Consider the following 17,112-nt stretch of genomic DNA (forward strand, 5'->3'; position numbering starts at 1 on the left):
CGGTTTCGGCTGCGTTTCGGCTGGTTTTCGGCTTGTTTTTGCTGGCTGGGGCGCTGCCGAAACCCAAATGGGAGTAACAGGATGGTAGTAATTCCCTTTTTGGGCGGCATGGGGATTACTACCATCCTGTTACTACACTTTGCAGATTTGGCCGGTTCGAATGGGGCGGAGAGGGCGTCGAAAAGCTAGTGCCCCTAAAGCTCCGACGGGTCGATACCGAACTCAGCCAGGACATCCCGGAGGCTGATGCGCTTGCCACTGTCAGTCAGCATTCGCGTGAGCGCGAGTGTCAGGTCCAGGGCGTCCTGCCGCTCAGCCTCAAGCCGCTCAAACTCACCCGCCGACATGATGACGGCTACCGGCTCGCCGTCGTCGATGATCACCTTGCGCTCATGCAGCCCCAAGCCGAACACATGGTGCGCGGTGTTTCGCGCAAAATCCTCGAGATCCACGTTGGAAGCAATCATCCCACCAGCCCCTTCAGCTCCCGATACTGCTTGCCTCGAATAAACCCTTCCTGGTAGGCGTCTTCCACCATCGCCTCCCAACGGTCGGCCATAACTGCCGGGCGAACCTCCACGAGCGCCTCCGCGACGGGCTGCGACGGAATACCGTGATATTTCTTCACCTGAGCGTCCGGTGGAGCGGACCTAATCCGCCATGTTCCAGGCACCTTCCGGCGGTGTCGACGAGGCGAAGCTAGATAGACATTCTTGGGATTGAGCTCACCGATCCCGGTAACCTGCAATGTGGTTTCCCCACACGCATGCACGCCGGCACCTAGCGTGAGAATAATTTCACGGAGAAAATCAAACTCGTCGGCGGCAGGATAGTACGGATCCCGATAAACGCCACGCTCCCGTTTCTCGACGGCCCCTCGCGCCGCAAGCTTCCGCAACTCAACATCAGGCACACCCCGCACACGGGCGAGAGCCGGAGTGACATACCCGTCGTTTTCCAAAGCGATTTGTCGCAGCTTTTCCCTATACGTAACCATGGACAAACCGTACCGTTTTTGGTGCGGTTTGTCCATAGTCGTGCTCGCCTGGATCTTCGCCGCCCCAGCTCCGAGAGTTCATAGCGTGCGCTTAGAAGCGTGCGATGCAGGTCGCGCATTTCCACCGGCCAGAGACGGTTTTCGGCGACCAGCGTCGCACTCCTTTAACACCTCGGCACGAACGAGTTCACGTGAAAGCCACGGCGCGCGAGCCCGCCACCTCGGAAAAGTTCCCGCGATCAGCGTTGAACCCGGGAACTTTCTTTGTGGACAGGCGTCGCGACCTGCAGAAACGCAACCGATGGTCGACCGGAACCAGCCTGAAACGCAAAATGGTTCCCAGTCGTGGGAACGTTTTCGAAGGGGGCGCGGGCGCGAGGCGCAGGCGCACCAGGGGGCCAGACAGGCAGGCCAGCCAGGGCGAAAGCCGTTCGCAAAATGTCGGAGCTGTGAGTACAGTGAGATTTTGTTGGTCGCGCCACTGATCATGACGCGCCTTGTTTCTAGTTTCGACGGTGCATGGTGGGCAGCTGCGTTGCTGTGGCGCGCCGAAGCTGAAGAAGCTAAGGAAGCTGAACAAGGAGGCCCGGGTTGTGTTGACGCTACTTGTCGCGCTGTTCGTCGCGACGTCGGCGGCGCCGTTGTTGATCCGTACGATCGGTAGATCGGCGTTTGCGCTGGTGGCGTTGGTGCCGCTGGGCGGGTTCGCGTGGATGGTGTACCTGTTCGCAAAGGGTGTCTTTGTGGATGGTGGGGAGATCGTTTCGCGGATTCCGTGGATGCCGTCGGCGGAGTTGAACCTGGATTTCAGGTTGGACGCCCTGGCGGGCTTGTTCAGTTTGATTATTTTGGGCGTCGGCTCCTTGGTGTTGTTGTACTGCTGGGGCTATTTCGATTCGAATCCGCGCAGGTTGGCCAAGTTTGGCGGGGAGCTGACCATGTTCGCCTCCGTGATGTACGGGTTGGTGATTTCGGACAGTTTCTTGCTGATGTACGTGTTTTGGGAGTTGACGTCGATACTCTCGTACATGCTGGTCAGCTATTACGGTGAGCGGGCGTCGTCGCGAAGGGCGGCGATTCAGGCGCTGATGATTACGACGTTCGGCGGGCTGGCGATGCTCGTCGGTATTAATTTGCTGGGCTACAAGACGGGGATTTGGCGCCTCAGCGAGGTGTCGCAGTTTGCGAATATTGAGAATACGCCTGCGATTTCGACGGCGATTGTGCTGATTATGTTGGGGGCGATGACGAAGTCGGCGCAGGCCCCGTGGCATATTTGGTTGCCGGGGGCGATGGCGGCGCCGACGCCGGTGTCGGCGTATTTGCACTCGGCAGCGATGGTGAAGGCTGGCATTTACCTGGTGGCGCGCCTGGCGCCGGATATGGCGGTGGTAAGCACGTGGCACCTGGTGGTGCTGTCGACGGGCGTGTTCACCATGATTCTGGGTGGTTGGTTGGCGCTGAAGCAGCGTGACCTGAAGCTGATCCTGGCGTACGGCACGGTGTCTCAGCTGGGCTTTATCACGACGGTGATCGGCATTGGGTCGCGTGAGGCGACGATGGCTGGCCTGGCAATTACGTTCGGGCACTCGATGTTCAAGGCGACGCTGTTCATGATCGTGGGCGCGATTGACCACTCGACGGGCACCCGCGACATCCACGAGCTGTCGGGGTTGGCGAAGCGGGAGCCGTTTGTGGCGTTTTTGGCGGCGGTGTCGGCGGCGTCGATGGCGGGCATTCCGCCGTTCTTCGGCTTTGTGGCGAAGGAGTCGGCGCTGGAGGCGGTCCTGAACGAGGAGATGCTGCACGGCATGCCGGGTTACATGACGCTGGTGGCGATCGTCGCGGGGTCCATCCTGACGATGGCCTACTCGCTGTACTTCTGGTGGTCCGCCTTTGCGACGAAGCCAGCACACAACAACGGCGAGTCGAAGGCGGTGCGCGAGATGCACCCGATCGGCCCGACCTTGTGGATTTCGCCGGCGGTGCTGACCACGTTGACGGTGGTGTGCGGTATCTTCCCGGTGCTGCTGTCGACGGCGTTCAACGAGTACCTGGATGTGCGCTTCCCCGGCGGCGAGCAGGAGGAGTTGGCGCTGTGGCACGGGATTACGATCCCGCTGGTGCTGACGGCCGTGATTGTGCTGGGTGGCGTCGTCATGTTCTGGCAGCGTGCGTTGCTGAAACCGCTGCAGACGGGCAAGCCTGCGCTCGGCAATGGTGACGCGTTGTGGGACGCGCTGCTCGCGCAGCTGCGGACTGCGTCGCTGCGGTTGACGGCGTCGACGCAGCGCGGTTCCCTGGTGATCAACCTGGGCGTGATTTTCGCGGTGTTGGCCGTGGTGCCGCTGGCGGCGCTGGTGCTGGGCCGCTCGAACGATATTCGGATGATGTTGTGGGATTCGCCGTGGCAGGGCCTGGTGGTGTTCATCATGGTCTGCATGGCTGTCTTTGCGACGGTCCAACGCAACCGCCTATCCGCCGTGGTGATGGTGGGGCTGACCGGCTACGGCATGGCGACGATCTTCGCCCTGCACGGCGCGCCGGATCTGGCGCTGACGCAGGCGCTCGTGGAGACCATCGTGATGGTGGTGTTCATGCTGATCCTTCGCAAGATGCCGACGGAGGTCGAGCCCCGCAGCGACGACAACCGGGCCCGTGCCTGGCTGTCGATCCTGACTGGCGTGTCGGTTGTGGTGATCGCCATGTTTGCGATGAGCGCGCGCACCGCCGACCCGATCTCGGTGTTCATGCCGGAGCTGGCGCACGACATCGGCCACGGCCGCAACACGGTGAACGTGCTGCTCGTGGACCTGCGCGCCGCCGATACATTCGGCGAGATCACTGTGCTGGTGATCGTGGCGACGGGCGTGGCCAGCCTGATCTTCGGCACTGGCAAGTTTGGGCGCTCCTCGAGGCGCCCGACGCTGTCCACCACCAAGCCGCGCTGGTTGGCCAGCGGCGTGGATTCGGAGACGGCGCAGAACCGTTCGCTGATGGTGGACGTCGCTACAAGGATCTTGTTCCCGTCGATGATTCTGCTGTCCCTGTACTTCTTCTTCGGCGGCCACAATGCGCCCGGCGGCGGCTTCGCCGGCGGCCTGGTGGCGGCGCTGGCGTTCACGCTGCGCTACCTCGCGGGCGGGCGCCAGGAAATCGAGGAGGCCCTGCCTGTGGACCCGGCGAAGCTGCTGGGCACCGGCATGCTGTTCTCCTTCGCCGCGGCGGTGACCCCGATGTTCTTCGGCAACCCGCCGCTCACGTCCGGCTACACCACGGTCACGCTGCCGCTTATCGGCTCGTTTGACGTCACCTCGGCGCTCGTGTTCGACGCCGGTGTGTACCTCATCGTGGTCGGACTGACCCTGCACATCCTGACCTCCATGGGCGGCTACCTCGACCAAGAGGAAGACAACCGCAAGCAGTACGCTCGCCAGCGCGCTCGTGAGCTGCAGGAGAAGAATAAACGACGCCGCGAAGCCCAGGCGGCGAAACGGTTGGCGCGAAAGAGGCGTCGAGAAGCGGTCACTGGTGACGGTGACGCGACGGCAGGGCGGGGCCGGGCGTCGACAATTGGGGCGCCGGTGCACACCACCGCGCGTGGCCGCGAAAGGAGCGAGTAATGGAAGCGAACCTGTTCCTGCTCATCGGGTCGGGTGTGCTCGTGGCCACCGGCGTGTACCTGATGCTCGATAGGGCACTGACCCGCATGATCATGGGCGTGCTGCTGCTCGGCAACGGCGCGAACCTGCTGCTGCTGCAATCCGGCGGGCAGGCCGGCTCCCCGCCGATCATTGGGCGCATGTCCACCCTGTTCGGCGAGCGCACCGCCGACCCGCTCGCGCAGGCGATGATCCTCACCGCGATTGTCATTTCGATGGCGATGGTCGCGTTCATGCTGGCCCTGGCCTACCGCCAGTACCGCTACCGCACCGACGACATCATCGAGCGCGACGAGGAAGACCGCGCGATCGCCGCCCGTCCGAAGACCCCGGCGGCGGCCCCCGACCACGACGCCTCCGACGACCCAGAGACCGGACGCATGAGCTCCGAGGGCGACGCCTTCGGCCCACGCTCCTTTGAAGACCCCGTCAAGGAGGCCGACGATGACGAATAACCTGTTCGAGTTCGCCCACTGGGCGCTGCCCGCCATGCCGATCCTCACTGTCATGCCGCTGCTGTTGCCAGCGCTGGCAGCGGCGCTGATCCTGGTCACCGGGCGCGCCGTCACCCTGCAGCGCACCATCGCGCTGACGACTCTGTTCGCGCTGGCCGTCATCTCGGGTGCGATGATCATCATCGCAGACGTCCACGGCATCCAGACTGTCCAGATGGGCGGCTGGGAAGCACCCATCGGCATCACGTTGGTGGCGGACCGGCTGTCCACCATCATGGTGTTCGTCTCCTCCATCGTGTTGTTCGCCGTCATGTGGTACGGCATCTCCCAAGGGCTTCGCGACGGCGACGAGGACGACCCAGTCGCCGTCTTCCTCCCCGTCTACATGCTGCTGTGCATGGGCGTGAACCTGTCCTTCCTCGCCGGCGACCTGTTCAACCTGTACGTCGGCTTCGAGGTCTTCCTCGTGGCCTCGTACGTGCTGCTCACTCTCGGCGCCTCGCCGGGGCGCGTGCGCGCCGGCATCGGCTACGTGATGGTCTCCATGGCGTCCTCGATGGTGTTCCTGTTCGCGCTCGCGCTGATCTACTCCTCCACCGGCACGGTGAGCATGGCGCAGGTCGGCCAGCGCATGGCCGAGGTCCCGGACGGCACGCGCGCCGCGATCTTCGCCACGCTGCTCGTCGCATTCGGCATCAAAGCGGCCGTCTTCCCGCTCGACGCCTGGCTCCCCGACTCCTACCCCACCGCCGCCTCCCTGGTCACCGCGGTGTTCGCCGGGTTGCTCACCAAGGTGGGCGTCTACGCCATCATTCGCGTCCGCACCACCATATTTATCGACGGCTCCCTCGACACCCTCCTGATGTGGGTCGCACTACTGACCATGGTCATCGGAGTGATGGGAGCACTCGCGCAGAACGACATCAAGCGTCTCCTCTCCTTCACTCTGGTCAGCCACATCGGCTACATGATCTTCGGCATCGCACTCGGCACCGTCGCCGGCCTGTCCGGCGCGATCTTCTACGCCGTCCACCACATCCTGGTGCAGACCTCGCTCTTCCTGGTCGTCGGCCTCATCGAGCGCCAGGCCGGGTCTGCGCAGCTGCGCCGCCTCGGCTCCCTGCTCTACACCGCGCCACTCATCGCGCTGCTCTACTTCATCCCGGCGCTCAACCTGGGCGGCATCCCGCCGTTCTCCGGGTTCCTCGGCAAGATCATGCTCATCCAGGCCGGTGCCGCCGAAGGCTCCTGGCTCGCCTGGGTGCTCATCGCAGGGGCCGTCGTCACCTCCTTATTGACGCTCTACGCCATGATCCTCGTCTGGTCCAAGGGCTTCCTCCGCGACCGCGCCGACGCCCCCGAATCCGTCGCCATGGCGCGGCCCTCATCGCTTACCGAGCGCCACGACACCATCGCCGTCGACGACCGCGCCGACGTCGGCCGCATCCCCGTCGGTATGCTGCTGTCCACCGCGCTCCTCGTAGCGACCTCCGTGGCCATCACGTTCCTCGCCGGCCCGATCTCCGCCATTACCGACCGCGCCGCCGAATCCGCCAGCGACCAACGCATCTACCAACACGCCGTCCTCTCCGGCGACCCCACCAACCCGACCCGGGACCTCGACGCCTTCCGCCAACCCACCGACTCCGGCGGCGGCAAAGACGCGCTCGCCCGCAAGTCAGCGCGCTCCGCTGACGGAGAGGACGTCGTCACGACAGAACGAGTCCCCCTCCCCGCCAGCGCAACCGCCGAACCGACAGGAGCAGACCGATGAACCACCTCCTTCCCGGCATCCGAAACCGCTTCCGCGGCGCCTTCGTCCTCTGGCTCGCATTCATGTGGGTCCTCATGCAAGGCGACCTGACCTGGGGCAACGTCGCCGCCGGGCTGGCGCTCGGCGTCCTGATCGTGCTCGTGCTGCCGCTGCCGAATATCCCCCGCAGCGGCAACAAAATCCACTGGGGCAAACTGCTGCTGTTCGTGCTGCAGTGGTTCGCCGACCTCATCGTCGCCTCCGCGAAAGTCTCTTGGCTCGCGCTGCGGCCCGCCGCCCCACCCAAGAATGCCATCCTCCGCGTGCCCATGCGCGTCTCCGACGACCTGGTCCTCTACCTCGCCACCTGCGCCTACAACCTGCAACCCGGCGGCAGCGTCACCGACATCGACATCGCCAACCGCGAATGGACCATCCACGTCCTCCACGCCGACAACCAAACCGACATCGACCGCGAAATCGCCAACGTAGCCAAACTCGAGCGCCAAATGATCGACATCTTCGAAAGCAGGCGATAGCCCATGAACCCCCAGGTATACAACGCATTCCTCATCGTCGCCGGCATCTTCCTCGCCATCGGCTTCCTCGTGCTGGCCTGGCGAGTCATCGTCGGCCCCGACTCCATGGACCGCGTCCTCGGCAACGACGCCATCACCGCATCACTCCAATGCATGCTGGCCCTCTACATCTGCTGGACGCTCGACACCACCGTCGTCAACGTCATGATGGTGATCGCGCTCCTCGGCTTCATCGCCTCCCTGTCCGTCGCCCGCTTCCGCAAACGCGACAACTCTTAGGAAGGACCCACCAATGACACTCGCATTCTTCCTCGACACCGCCTCCCTCGTCTTCATCCTCCCCGGCGCATTCATGGTGTTCTCCGCCGCCATCGGCACCGCCCGCTTCCAATCCACCATGGCGCGCATCCATGCCATCACGAAGCCCCAAACCACGGGGCTAGTCCTCATGATCATCGGCACGATTATTCGACTCTCGAATGGGCAGGCCGGAGGGGCCGCCGGCACCGGCGAGGCTGTCGGCGCCCACGAACTTCACGACATCGGCGTCATCCTCATCCTGCTCATCTTCGCCCTGATGACCAACCCCGTCACCGCGCAGCGCCTCGGCCGCGTCGCCCGCCGCGAAGGCCTCTACGGCAACCCCGACACCCTAAGCCGCAACGACCGCCCCGCCGCCTACCACCCCAAGCGCGTCGACCCCACCAAGAAGTAGGGTCTGCGCACCACATTCCTGGATTTCAGGAGGCCGCCTGGGCGTTTCCGCAGGTCGCACATTCGCCGCAATGGAATTTGGTGCGCTGTCTGGCCTGCCAGTGCCAAAGGACGCAACGCGCTTTTCACGACCTGGGCTTTTGCCTCCTCCCGCAACAAGAAGTGCGTCCTTTGGCACTGCTACATGAGGACAAGCACCAAATTCCTGTATTCAGGTTGGGCGCGCACACAAAAGCCCAGGTCGCGCGCACCCCACGTGGGAATTTGGTGCGCAGCAGCTAGGAAGGACCTACTCCCAAGTCATCTCCTGCATCTCGGCGCAGGTCGCGGCGACGACGTCGTGCCAGGAGCCGGTCATCTCGTAGATGCGGCGTTGCCGCTGGTAGCCGGCGCCGCGTTGCATGATCTCCAGCACCAGGTTCAGCTCGCGCGTGCACCCAAGCTGCGCAGCCACAGGCTGCAGGGTGTCCACCAACGTAACGAGTTCGTCGCGGAGCCAGCGTTCGTCGGTGTCGCGGCTGGTGATCACCAGCGCGTCGAGGCCGTAGCGGGCCCCGCGCCACTTGTTTTCGGCGACGTGCCAGGGCTGGAGCGTGGGGAGGGCTTCGCCGGCGTCGAGAAGTTGGTCGTAGTAGACGACCAAGCAGTGAGTCAGTGCGACGACCGCGGCGAGTTCGCGCAGGTTGGAGGTGGCGTCGCTGATGCGGACTTCGATGGTGCCCCACTTGGCGGCGGGGCGGACGTCGAAGTGCATGGAGCCGGTGTGGTTGATCACGCCGGAGGTGCGCTGGTCGTCCATGAATTGGACCCATTCGGCCCAGCTCTGGAACTGATACGGCATGCCGGCGGTGGGAAGCTGCTGGTAGAGCATGGTGCGGTTGGAGGCGTACCCGGTGTCCAGCCCGTCCCAGCCCGGGCTGGAGGCGGAGAGGGCGAGCAGGTGCGGGTAGTGCGTCATCACCGCGTTGATGATTGGCCAGACGCGGTCTTCGTGACTGATGCCGACGTGGCAGTGAATTCCCCACAGCAGCATTTGCTGACCCCAGTACTGAGTACGGTTGATCATTTCCTTGTAGGAAATTTTGGGGCTGAGGGTTTGCTCGCGGAAGTCGGAAAATGGGTGGCCGCCGCTGGCCCACAGGTCGAGGTCGCGGACGTCGGCTTCGGCGCGCACGACGGCCAGGCTTTCCGCCAGCGTATCGACGGCCTCTTTCGTGTTCTTACATACCGGGGTCACCAGCTCGACCGTGTTTTGGAGGAACTCCCGCTCGAGGTGCACGTTGGGGTTGGTGGCGGAGATGGCGTCGATAATTTCGGGGGCGCGGGGTACCAGGTCCCGCGTCTCCTTGTCTACGACGCAGATCTCCCACTCCACTCCCAGTGTCGGCTCGGGGGAACGGGCGAACTCGCGGTATGGATCCATAAGTAGCCAGTCTAAACGCTGCACTGGGCCCGCGCGGGGGTTTTATTCTCCCGCGAGGACGACAGTGATCGCCTCCGGCTTCTCGACGGCCTCTCGCGGCAAACTCGTATTCGCCGGCACATCCGTCGTCGCCCGAGGCGTACCCCCGATCCGCTGCGCGAGCTCCGCCGCAACCGCGTCAGCGCCCGGAGTGTTCGGGTTGAAGAACACGAACGTCTGCGGGAACGCGCCATAGGTCTGCTCCGGCATGTTCATCGCGGCGGCATCGTTGGAGCGGTTCGCCACGTTGTACTGGGCGGCGAGGTCACCCGCGGTGCGGTTCGCCAGATCCGGGATGCCGGAGTTGTTGTAGACGTACACCTGCGCCTGCTCGCGAGCCAGACCGGCGGGGGCTGGGGCGGGCTGTTCGGCTGGCTGTGTCTGCTCAGCTGGCTTTTCCTGCTCAGTGGGTTTTTGCTCTTCGGTGGCTTGCTCTGACGGGCTCGCCGGCGCGCTAACCGCTGTTGTCGCTTGGGTTGCTTGGGCGGTCGTGGCTTCGGTGGTGCCCGGCGCGGCTGCCTCCTGACCGTCGCCCTTGTTCATGGCGTAAATGCCCCACAGCAGCAGAAGGGCGGCGACGGCCAGAAGGATCATCGCGACGCCCCGCTTCGGGAACGCCGCCGCCGGCGCCGCTTCGTAGTTTTGGTCGTAGTCGTCCTCTTCGGCGCGGCGGTGGGCGCCCTGGTACTCGTTCTCAGGATTCACATTAGTCACATGCGCCACTCTAAACGTTTTTGCAGACGTTTACATCTTCCCACGCGCACCAAAATCCAGACTTTCGGGACGGCGACGAAGCATTCCCCCAGGTCGCTGGACTTGCGGGTAGGAATTTGGTGTCAGGCCGACCGGTGCGCGCACCAAATTCCTGGGTTTGGAAGGGCTCCATTGCGTTTCCCCTGTTCGCAGTTTCGCACCGCCGGAATTTGGTGCGCAAGCGGCTCGAAAACACTCCGGTCGAGGGGTCTTCAACCCGGGTCGGGGAACTTTTCCAGCTGGGATGGTCGGCGACCTGGGGAAACGGGTGCGGGGCTGAAGGCGTGGGTCCGGTCACCGGTCGCGGAGGCGCTGCAGGCGGCGCACGAGTTGGGGGAATTCGGAGAGGGCGGAGGGGTCGTCGAGAAGGAGGTTGAGTTTTTGATAGTAGCGAACCGGTGTAAGCCCGAGCTGCGTGGTGATGGCTTCCTCTTTGGCGCCGATGGCGCGCGGGGCGTGGGCCTCGAAGGTGAGGATGGCGCGGTCCGAATCTGAAAGCTGCTCAGGCATGCCTATTATGGTAGCCATGACCATTCGACCGATCGTTATTTATGGCGACCCTGTCCTGCACAACCCGACGAAGCCGGTGGAGCAACCGGTCGAGGAGCTACAGGAACTCATTGCGGACATGCACGAAACCATGGACGCCGCCAACGGCGTGGGCCTGGCCGCGAACCAGATTGGTGTGCCGCTGCGCCTGTTCGTGTACCACTGCCCTGACGGCGACACGATGCGCCGCGGCACCGTGATCAACCCGGTGCTGGAGACCAGCGAGATCCCGAAGACCATGCCTCGCGACGACGGCGAGGACGACGAAGGCTGCCTGTCCGTTCCGGGCGAGGGCTTCCCCACCGGCCGCGCGGACTGGGCCAAGGTCACGGGCCTGGATGAAAACGGCAACGAGATTGAGGTCGAGGGCACTGGGTTCTTCGCGCGGTGTCTGCAGCATGAGGTCGGCCACCTGGACGGCTTCGTGTACACGGACGTGCTCACCGGCCGCTACAAGCGCGAGGCGAAGCGCGCGATCAAGGCGAACGGGTGGACGGAGCCGGGCAACACGTGGCTGCCGGGCACGGACGAAGACCCGTTCGGGCACTAAGGCACTAACAGCAAGATGTTCCGCCAAGAAGCGCCCGCTGTCGGGGGCAGGGTGACGGTTCGCTACCGCACGGAGTCCGGGGTCAATGAGGCGATCGGGGAGGTCGTGGGGTTGGACCCGCTGCGGGTGCGCCGCCGCGATGGGCGCGAGGTGACGATCACGGAACCGGTGGCGGTGCGTTCGCTGGCGCCGAAGACGGTTCGGAATTCGGAGATTCGTCGAAAAGAGGTGGAGCTCGCGGAGGCGAACCCGGCACCGGTGCAGGAGTGGGTCGAGGGGTGGCTGGCCCGCGCGGGCGCCGCGAACCCGCAGGATAATACGGCAGTGCCGTTGGGCCCGTCGGCGGCACTCGCACCGCTGCCACTCACCGAGCTCAAAGATTTTTACGACGCCCACTCCCTCCCAGTGCGCCTGTTGGTGCCGGAGCGCATCGGCAAGGCGGCGGAGAAGCACGCGGCGCGACACCCGGAGCTGTGGGAGGTCGGCCCGGAGGAGATCGTGGGCGATGACCATCATCGGCGGCGTGTCCTGCGTCTGCGCTAGGATATTGGCATGCGCATCGCCACTTGGAACGTGAACTCTGTACGTACGCGGGCGGAGAGGATCGCCGCTTTCCTCGACCGCAACGACGTCGACGTGTTGGCCATGCAGGAAACGAAGACGAAGGACGCCACGTTCCCCTACTCAACGTTCGAGGCGGCGGGCTACGAGGTCGCACACGTGGGCTACGACCAGTGGAATGGTGTGGCCATCGCGTCGCGGGTGGGGCTGGAGAACGTGCGGACGCACTTTGAGCGCCAGCCGTCGTTCGCGAAGAAGGGAGATCCGGTTGTGGAGGCCCGGGCGGTTGGGGCGAGCTGTGGGGGCGTCGATATCTGGAGCTTGTACGTGCCGAACGGGCGCGAGATCGGCGACCCACACTACGAATACAAACTCGAGTTCCTCTACTCTCTGCGCGAGACCGTGGACCCGCAAACGTTGCAGCTGTTCACGGGCGATTTCAACATTGCGCCGCGCGACGAGGACGTGTGGGACATCGCCTGGTTTGAGGGCAAGACGCACGTCACGGAGCCGGAGCGCGCCGCGTTCCAGATGCTGCTGGAGTCCGGCTTGGAGGAGATCCGCCACGCGGACCCGTACTCGTTCTGGGATTACAAGTCCATGCGCTTCCCCAAGAACGAAGGCATGCTCATCGACTTCCACTTAGCGACGCCCCCTCTCGCCCGCCGCCTGCAACAGGCTTGGGTGGACGTGGCGGAGCGCGACGGCAAGGGCGCATCGGATCACGCGCCCGTCATCGCTGATTACGACACCGCCGACCTCGCACTCGACCAGGTGCGGTAGCCATGTTGTCTCTGTTCAGTGGCCTCTCCCTGTGGCAGCTCATCGCCATGGGCATCGACTACGCCATCAAGTTCGTCATGATTGGCGTGGTGCCGTCGAACCGCAAGCCGTCGAGCGCGAACGCTTGGCTGCTGCTCATTCTGCTGCTCCCGTTCGTGGGCCTGCCGCTGTACCTGCTGATGGGGTCCAAGTACGTCTCGCAGCGGCGCCACCGCATCCAGAAGGAAGCGAACGCCGTCCTCAACGACGTCTACTCCGACATCCCGGACATTCCCGCCGGTCAGCAGGTGAACCCGGAAGTGACCTCGATGATCACGCTGAACCGCACCCTGACCGGCTTCCCCGCCGTGCACGGTAGCGCGGTCGCCATGTGGGCGGATTACGAGAAGACGATGGTGCGGATTGCGGAGCTCGTCGATAAGGCAGAAGAGTACGTCGACATCGAGATCTACGCCGTGGCCTGGGACAACACCACCGCCATTGTGTTTGAGGCGTTGGAGCGTGCTGTGGACCGCGGCGTCCACGTCCGCCTCCTCTTCGACCACATCGGCTCCATGAAATACCCCGGCTTCCGCGCGCTCAAACGCCGCCTGACGAAGGCCGGCATCCACTGGCACCTCATGCTCCCGCTGAGCCTGCTCAAGGGCCGCTTCCGCCGCCCGGATCTGCGCAACCACCGCAAACTCATCATTATCGACGGCCACACCGCCATGATGGGCTCCATGAACCTCATCGACCGCACCTACCTCACCCGCCAACACCGCGCCGCCGGACGCCAATGGGTCGACGCCTTCGTGGAACTCCAAGGGCCAATCGTCACTTCCATCGAGGCGCTGTTCGCCGTGGACTGGTACTCCGAATCCGGCGAGCCCATCGAGCTCACCGCCCCTTTGGATCTCGGCGCCCCCGCAGACGCGAACCTGGTCCAGCTCATCCCCTCGGGACCCGGCTACCAGGCCGAACCGAACCTGCGGATGTTTAACACCCTCATCCACCACGCCAAAGAACACCTGGTGCTGTGCTCCCCCTACTTCGTCCCCGAGGACTCACTGCTGGAGGCCATCACCACCGCCTGCTACCGCGGCGTGCGCGTGGACCTGCTCGTTGGCCAGAAGGCAGACCAGTTCATGGTGCAGCACGCCCAGTCCTCCTACTACCAACAACTCCTCGAGGCCGGTGTGCGCATCTGGGAGTTCCCCGCCCCCTACGTCCTGCACACCAAGTTCCTGCTCGTCGACCCCACCTCGAAGGAGCCCGGCGCCGCCGTCGGCGTGCTTGGGTCCTCCAACATGGACATTCGTAGTTTCTCACTCAACTACGAAAGCTCACTCTTAATTTGCGACGGCCCCCTCCTCCGCAACCTCAACCAACTCGCCACCACGTACTTGTCGGTGACCCGCGAGCTCACGCTGGAGCGCTGGAACACGCGGCCGTGGTACCGCCGCTACATCGACAACGTGATGAAGCTGACCTCGGCGCTGCAGTAGTTCACTGGCAGTGCCAAAGGACGCAATTCCTGTTGGGGGAGGGGGTAAAAGACCAGGTCGTGAAAAGGGGGTTGCGTCCTTTGGCACTGGGGTGAGGACGAGCGCACCAAATTCCCTCACAACCGACCAGCGACCTGGGAAAACGCCGAGGCCCCGTGCTCGAACCCGGGAATTTGGTGTCCCCCCATCTAGCTAGACACCAGATTCCTGGATTTTCGCGAGCAAACCCTACGTTTCCTCAGGTCGCGCATTTGGGGTGAACTGGAATTTGGTGCGCGCCCTCACACGCCAAACACCAAATTCCCCCACGACCGACCAGCGACCTGGGAAAACGCCGGAACCCTAGCCAAAACCAAGGAATTTGGTGCGTCGGGCGAATAAGCGACCTACTTGTTCGCCATCACGGCGGCGGCCGCGCCGCCCAGGCCCAGGATGCCGAGCAGCACGCCGACAACGATCAGGATCGTGTTGCGGGTCTTCTCGTCGACGCCGCCCTTGTCGTCGGTGGCTTTGGCGTCCTGCGTGGTTGGGTCAGCTGGCGCCGCGGTGCTCGGGGCCGCTGAAGGCGACGGCTTCGCTGACGTGGTTGGTGGCGTCGATGGCCGCTTAGGTTGCTTCAGTTCCTTGGTGTCCGCGAGGTTGCGGCGGTTGGTGTCCTGGAAGTCGCCGAGCTTACCTTGGGAGAGCAGTGCGGATGCCCGCTGGCCCAGCACGGAGTCACCGAGCTGGGTGCTGACTTGGCGCAGCTCGTCCTCGGTGTAGTCGAGGAGGCTGATGTCGAAAAGCTCGCTGAAGACGATTTCGCCGGATTCGTTTTCGATCTGGATGTAGACCGGCACGTATGAGCCGTACAAGCGCTGCGTGTCCGGGATTGGGATCTGGATTTCCTTGCGGGACTGCGGCCCGGCTTCCTTGGCGTCGCCGATGCCCTTGACCTTGATGGTCTGGACTGGGGCGATGCGGGAAAGTTCCTTGCCGTAGAAGGCGCGCACGGTGAATTCGTGGTCGTGGTAGCCGCGGTTGCCGATGGTGCCCACAACCTTGTTGTCGGCGCGCACGGTGGCGATGCTGTTTTCGTCGGCCATGTAGAAGTCGGCCTTGCCGTCGTTCTTGAGGGCAGCGGCGGCGTCGAGTTCGCGGGCGTCGCGTTCGATGCCGCGGCGCTTCTCGGCGTCCTTGTCCGACTCGGAGTCGGACTCGGCGGGCTTGACGGAGACATCACCGATGCCGCCGGCCTTGACGTTGAGGTTCTTCCACTCGGACGGGACGGACCACTCGCCGACGTAGCAGTCGGGGGCGTCGGCGCAGCCTGGGTGCGGGGCCTCCTGGTTGCCGCTCTTGTCTTCCTCCTGGTAGTCGAAGGTGACGAACTGGTAGGCGTAGTTCATGGCGGATGGGCGATCGCTGAGCCAGTCTCCGTACTTGGTCCATTCGTAGACGGATTGGCGCTTGCCGTCGACCCACAGCATGCCGTTGTGGTTCAGACCCAGGTTGTGGCCGAGCTCGTGCATGATGGTGTTGCGTACTTTGTCCTCGGCGCCCATGCGGGCGTTCTTGGACACGTAGAAGCTCGTGCCGCCGATCAGTGCGCGTCCGGTGGCGTAGTTGATGGAGCCGTTGGCGGAGGGGGCGTCCATAAGGTCGCCGATGACGCCGGAGCGGAAGATGCCTTCGCGCTCTTTGAGCAGGTCCACCGACGTGGTGATCAGCTCCGAGCCGGACGTTTCGGGCGAGTTGAAGTAGTGGTCCTTGTAGCCAAGGATCGGCCCGCCGCGGTATTCGTCGTCGCGGGCTTCGAAGTTCTTGGAGTAGCCCTTACCTGCGTCGATGTGCAGGTTGTAGCCGTGTGCGGCGAACTTCTTCACCAGCTGGTCCAGGATGAGCCCGGACGGGCGGTAGACGTTCGTGTTCATCTTCGAGCAGGCGTCGTAGCGGGCGAAGCCTTCGGGGTTGACGGCGAAGCGCGCCGCTTCCTGGCAGCCCTCGGTTTCCCACTCGGACTTCATCCAGTTCATCTGGAGGAAGATGTCTTTCTCATACGGGTTGGCGCCCCAGCGGTGCAACGGCATATCGACGCCATTTACATTCGCACCCTGCATTTCCCAGATGTCTAGCAGGCCGTCACCATCCGAGTCCAGCGCCCCCAGCTGCGTTTCGATCTTGACCGTCATCTCGGCCTTCATCGTCGCGCCAGACTCGACGGTCTGGACCCAGGTGCCGCTGAGGACTTCACCACGTTCCATGTTTTTGTTGTCAGAGCCCGCGTTCCACTCTGGGAGAGTCGCCGGATCCTGAGCGGTGGCAAGCGCCGTCGCACCCGGGAAGTTCGCGTCGACTCGGTAGGCGGACTTGTCCTCCCCGCGCAGGCTGTCCCCAAACTGCGCGGCGGTCATGGTGCCCTTCATTGGCTTGGCGTGGTTGTACATGCGGATCGCCAGCTCACGGGCGGTTCCGGCGTTGTTGGTCAGCTCGGTGACCACGTTGATCTCGTCGCCTTTGACCGTAAAGGTGCGCTTCATGGTGACTTCGCGTCGCGGGTCGGTGTGCTCCAGCACCGTGACGCCGTCCTCGGGGGAGCTCTCAGTCGTACTCTTCGCGATCGGCGCCACCACGCGCCCATCGGCCCAGCCGATCACACCGACCTGGTTCTCCAACTTGCCCGCAACCGACTTCGGGTTCATGTAGGTCAGGGTTGCCTCGTGGTAGCTCTTCCGGATGTGGAGCTGGGTCTGGATGGCATCATCATCTGAATTGACGGGGGACGCCGTCGCAGGCACGGCCGACACTGCGCCCATGCCGAGCGCGAGCGTCACTGCACCTGCAATCACTGTCTTGTGAAAACGCATC

General features: G+C 63.9%; 16 protein-coding genes. 10 read left to right on the forward strand and 6 right to left on the reverse strand.

The window, feature by feature from the left end; all coding sequences use genetic code 11:
* Positions 1–194: 194 nt before the first annotated feature.
* Together KBP54_RS09600 and KBP54_RS09605 are read right to left on the reverse strand one after the other, a co-directional pair.
* Positions 195–467 (reverse strand): type II toxin-antitoxin system Phd/YefM family antitoxin, encoded by a 273-nt coding sequence (locus tag KBP54_RS09600; protein WP_256005555.1) that lies wholly within the window; start codon positions 465–467, stop codon positions 195–197.
* The gene (locus KBP54_RS09605) at positions 464–997 is read right to left on the reverse strand and encodes a type IV toxin-antitoxin system AbiEi family antitoxin domain-containing protein (protein WP_256005557.1); all 534 of its coding nucleotides are present in this window, start codon (positions 995–997) and stop codon (positions 464–466) included. The genes KBP54_RS09600 and KBP54_RS09605 overlap by 4 nt, the downstream gene beginning before the upstream one ends.
* 593 nt (positions 998–1,590) lie before the next feature.
* On the opposite strand from KBP54_RS09605, the gene KBP54_RS09610 reads away from it, so the two are divergent.
* The 6 genes from KBP54_RS09610 to KBP54_RS09635 are packed head-to-tail and all read left to right on the forward strand — an operon-like array spanning position 1,591 to position 8,121.
* Positions 1,591–4,620, forward strand: a complete 3,030-nt coding sequence (locus tag KBP54_RS09610; protein ID WP_256005558.1) for a Na+/H+ antiporter subunit A — start codon at positions 1,591–1,593, stop codon at positions 4,618–4,620.
* A complete protein-coding gene (locus KBP54_RS09615; protein WP_070361859.1) occupies positions 4,620–5,114 on the forward strand; it encodes a Na(+)/H(+) antiporter subunit C in 495 nt (164 codons plus the stop codon). Before KBP54_RS09610 ends, KBP54_RS09615 begins: the two co-directional genes overlap by 1 nt.
* The gene (locus KBP54_RS09620) at positions 5,104–6,888 is read left to right on the forward strand and encodes a Na+/H+ antiporter subunit D (RefSeq protein WP_070478199.1); all 1,785 of its coding nucleotides are present in this window, start codon (positions 5,104–5,106) and stop codon (positions 6,886–6,888) included. Before KBP54_RS09615 ends, KBP54_RS09620 begins: the two co-directional genes overlap by 11 nt.
* A complete protein-coding gene (locus KBP54_RS09625; RefSeq protein ID WP_070478201.1) occupies positions 6,885–7,406 on the forward strand; it encodes a Na+/H+ antiporter subunit E in 522 nt (173 codons plus the stop codon). Before KBP54_RS09620 ends, KBP54_RS09625 begins: the two co-directional genes overlap by 4 nt.
* A 3-nt stretch (positions 7,407–7,409) precedes the next feature.
* Positions 7,410–7,685, forward strand: a complete 276-nt coding sequence (locus KBP54_RS09630) for a monovalent cation/H+ antiporter complex subunit F (protein ID WP_070478203.1) — start codon at positions 7,410–7,412, stop codon at positions 7,683–7,685.
* Between the two features lie 13 nt (positions 7,686–7,698).
* Positions 7,699–8,121: a monovalent cation/H(+) antiporter subunit G gene (locus tag KBP54_RS09635; protein ID WP_070478204.1), complete on the forward strand. Its 423-nt coding sequence runs from the start codon at positions 7,699–7,701 to the stop codon at positions 8,119–8,121.
* 288 nt (positions 8,122–8,409) lie between these two features.
* Here KBP54_RS09635 and KBP54_RS09640 read toward each other — a convergent pair whose 3' ends face one another.
* From KBP54_RS09640 to KBP54_RS09650, 3 genes are all read right to left on the reverse strand, one after another.
* Positions 8,410–9,543 (reverse strand): glutamate--cysteine ligase, encoded by a 1,134-nt coding sequence (locus tag KBP54_RS09640; protein ID WP_256005561.1) that lies wholly within the window; start codon positions 9,541–9,543, stop codon positions 8,410–8,412.
* Positions 9,544–9,585: 42 nt separating this feature from the next.
* A complete protein-coding gene (locus tag KBP54_RS09645; RefSeq protein WP_256005562.1) occupies positions 9,586–10,296 on the reverse strand; it encodes a LytR C-terminal domain-containing protein in 711 nt (236 codons plus the stop codon).
* A 333-nt stretch (positions 10,297–10,629) separates the two neighbouring features.
* Complete coding sequence (locus KBP54_RS09650) at positions 10,630–10,845, reverse strand: DUF3263 domain-containing protein (RefSeq protein ID WP_070361851.1); 216 nt, start codon at positions 10,843–10,845, stop codon at positions 10,630–10,632.
* Between the two features lie 16 nt (positions 10,846–10,861).
* On the opposite strand from KBP54_RS09650, the gene KBP54_RS09655 reads away from it, so the two are divergent.
* Genes KBP54_RS09655 through cls form a run of 4 tightly spaced genes read left to right on the forward strand, consistent with a single transcriptional unit; the run spans position 10,862 to position 14,265 of the window.
* Entirely contained in the window at positions 10,862–11,434 is a 573-nt protein-coding gene (locus KBP54_RS09655; protein WP_070363431.1) for a peptide deformylase, read from the forward strand.
* 15 nt (positions 11,435–11,449) lie between these two features.
* Positions 11,450–11,977 carry a GNAT family N-acetyltransferase, cg3035/Rv0428c family gene (locus tag KBP54_RS09660; RefSeq protein WP_070361850.1) on the forward strand — a complete coding sequence of 176 codons (528 nt, stop codon included), beginning with the start codon at positions 11,450–11,452 and terminating at the stop codon, positions 11,975–11,977.
* 9 nt (positions 11,978–11,986) lie between these two features.
* Positions 11,987–12,778, forward strand: coding sequence for an exodeoxyribonuclease III (locus KBP54_RS09665; RefSeq protein WP_256005564.1), 792 nt, complete (start codon positions 11,987–11,989; stop codon positions 12,776–12,778).
* Positions 12,779–12,783: 5 nt separating this feature from the next.
* Positions 12,784–14,265: a cardiolipin synthase gene (gene cls, locus KBP54_RS09670; protein ID WP_418904467.1), complete on the forward strand. Its 1,482-nt coding sequence runs from the start codon at positions 12,784–12,786 to the stop codon at positions 14,263–14,265.
* 386 nt (positions 14,266–14,651) lie between these two features.
* On the opposite strand, the gene KBP54_RS09675 is transcribed toward cls, so the two are convergent.
* On the reverse strand, positions 14,652–17,111 hold the full coding sequence (locus KBP54_RS09675) for a zinc metalloprotease (RefSeq protein ID WP_256005566.1): 2,460 nt from the start codon (positions 17,109–17,111) through the stop codon (positions 14,652–14,654).
* Position 17,112 lies beyond the last annotated feature (1 nt).

This window comes from Corynebacterium pseudogenitalium (genome assembly GCF_024453815.1).
Lineage (GTDB): Bacteria > Actinomycetota > Actinomycetes > Mycobacteriales > Mycobacteriaceae > Corynebacterium > Corynebacterium pseudogenitalium.

Coding starts and splice junctions, on each gene's coding strand:
- KBP54_RS09615 (WP_070361859.1), top strand. CDS start 4,620: ATGGAAGCGAACCTGTTCCTGCTCATCGGGTCGGGTGTGCTCGTGGCC.
- KBP54_RS09660 (WP_070361850.1), top strand. CDS start 11,450: ATGTTCCGCCAAGAAGCGCCCGCTGTCGGGGGCAGGGTGACGGTTCGC.
- KBP54_RS09675 (WP_256005566.1), bottom strand. CDS start 17,111: ATGCGTTTTCACAAGACAGTGATTGCAGGTGCAGTGACGCTCGCGCTC.
- KBP54_RS09630 (WP_070478203.1), top strand. CDS start 7,410: ATGAACCCCCAGGTATACAACGCATTCCTCATCGTCGCCGGCATCTTC.
- KBP54_RS09625 (WP_070478201.1), top strand. CDS start 6,885: ATGAACCACCTCCTTCCCGGCATCCGAAACCGCTTCCGCGGCGCCTTC.
- KBP54_RS09605 (WP_256005557.1), bottom strand. CDS start 997: ATGGTTACGTATAGGGAAAAGCTGCGACAAATCGCTTTGGAAAACGAC.
- KBP54_RS09640 (WP_256005561.1), bottom strand. CDS start 9,543: ATGGATCCATACCGCGAGTTCGCCCGTTCCCCCGAGCCGACACTGGGA.
- KBP54_RS09665 (WP_256005564.1), top strand. CDS start 11,987: ATGCGCATCGCCACTTGGAACGTGAACTCTGTACGTACGCGGGCGGAG.
- KBP54_RS09650 (WP_070361851.1), bottom strand. CDS start 10,845: ATGCCTGAGCAGCTTTCAGATTCGGACCGCGCCATCCTCACCTTCGAG.
- KBP54_RS09600 (WP_256005555.1), bottom strand. CDS start 467: ATGATTGCTTCCAACGTGGATCTCGAGGATTTTGCGCGAAACACCGCG.
- KBP54_RS09620 (WP_070478199.1), top strand. CDS start 5,104: ATGACGAATAACCTGTTCGAGTTCGCCCACTGGGCGCTGCCCGCCATG.
- KBP54_RS09635 (WP_070478204.1), top strand. CDS start 7,699: ATGACACTCGCATTCTTCCTCGACACCGCCTCCCTCGTCTTCATCCTC.
- KBP54_RS09655 (WP_070363431.1), top strand. CDS start 10,862: ATGACCATTCGACCGATCGTTATTTATGGCGACCCTGTCCTGCACAAC.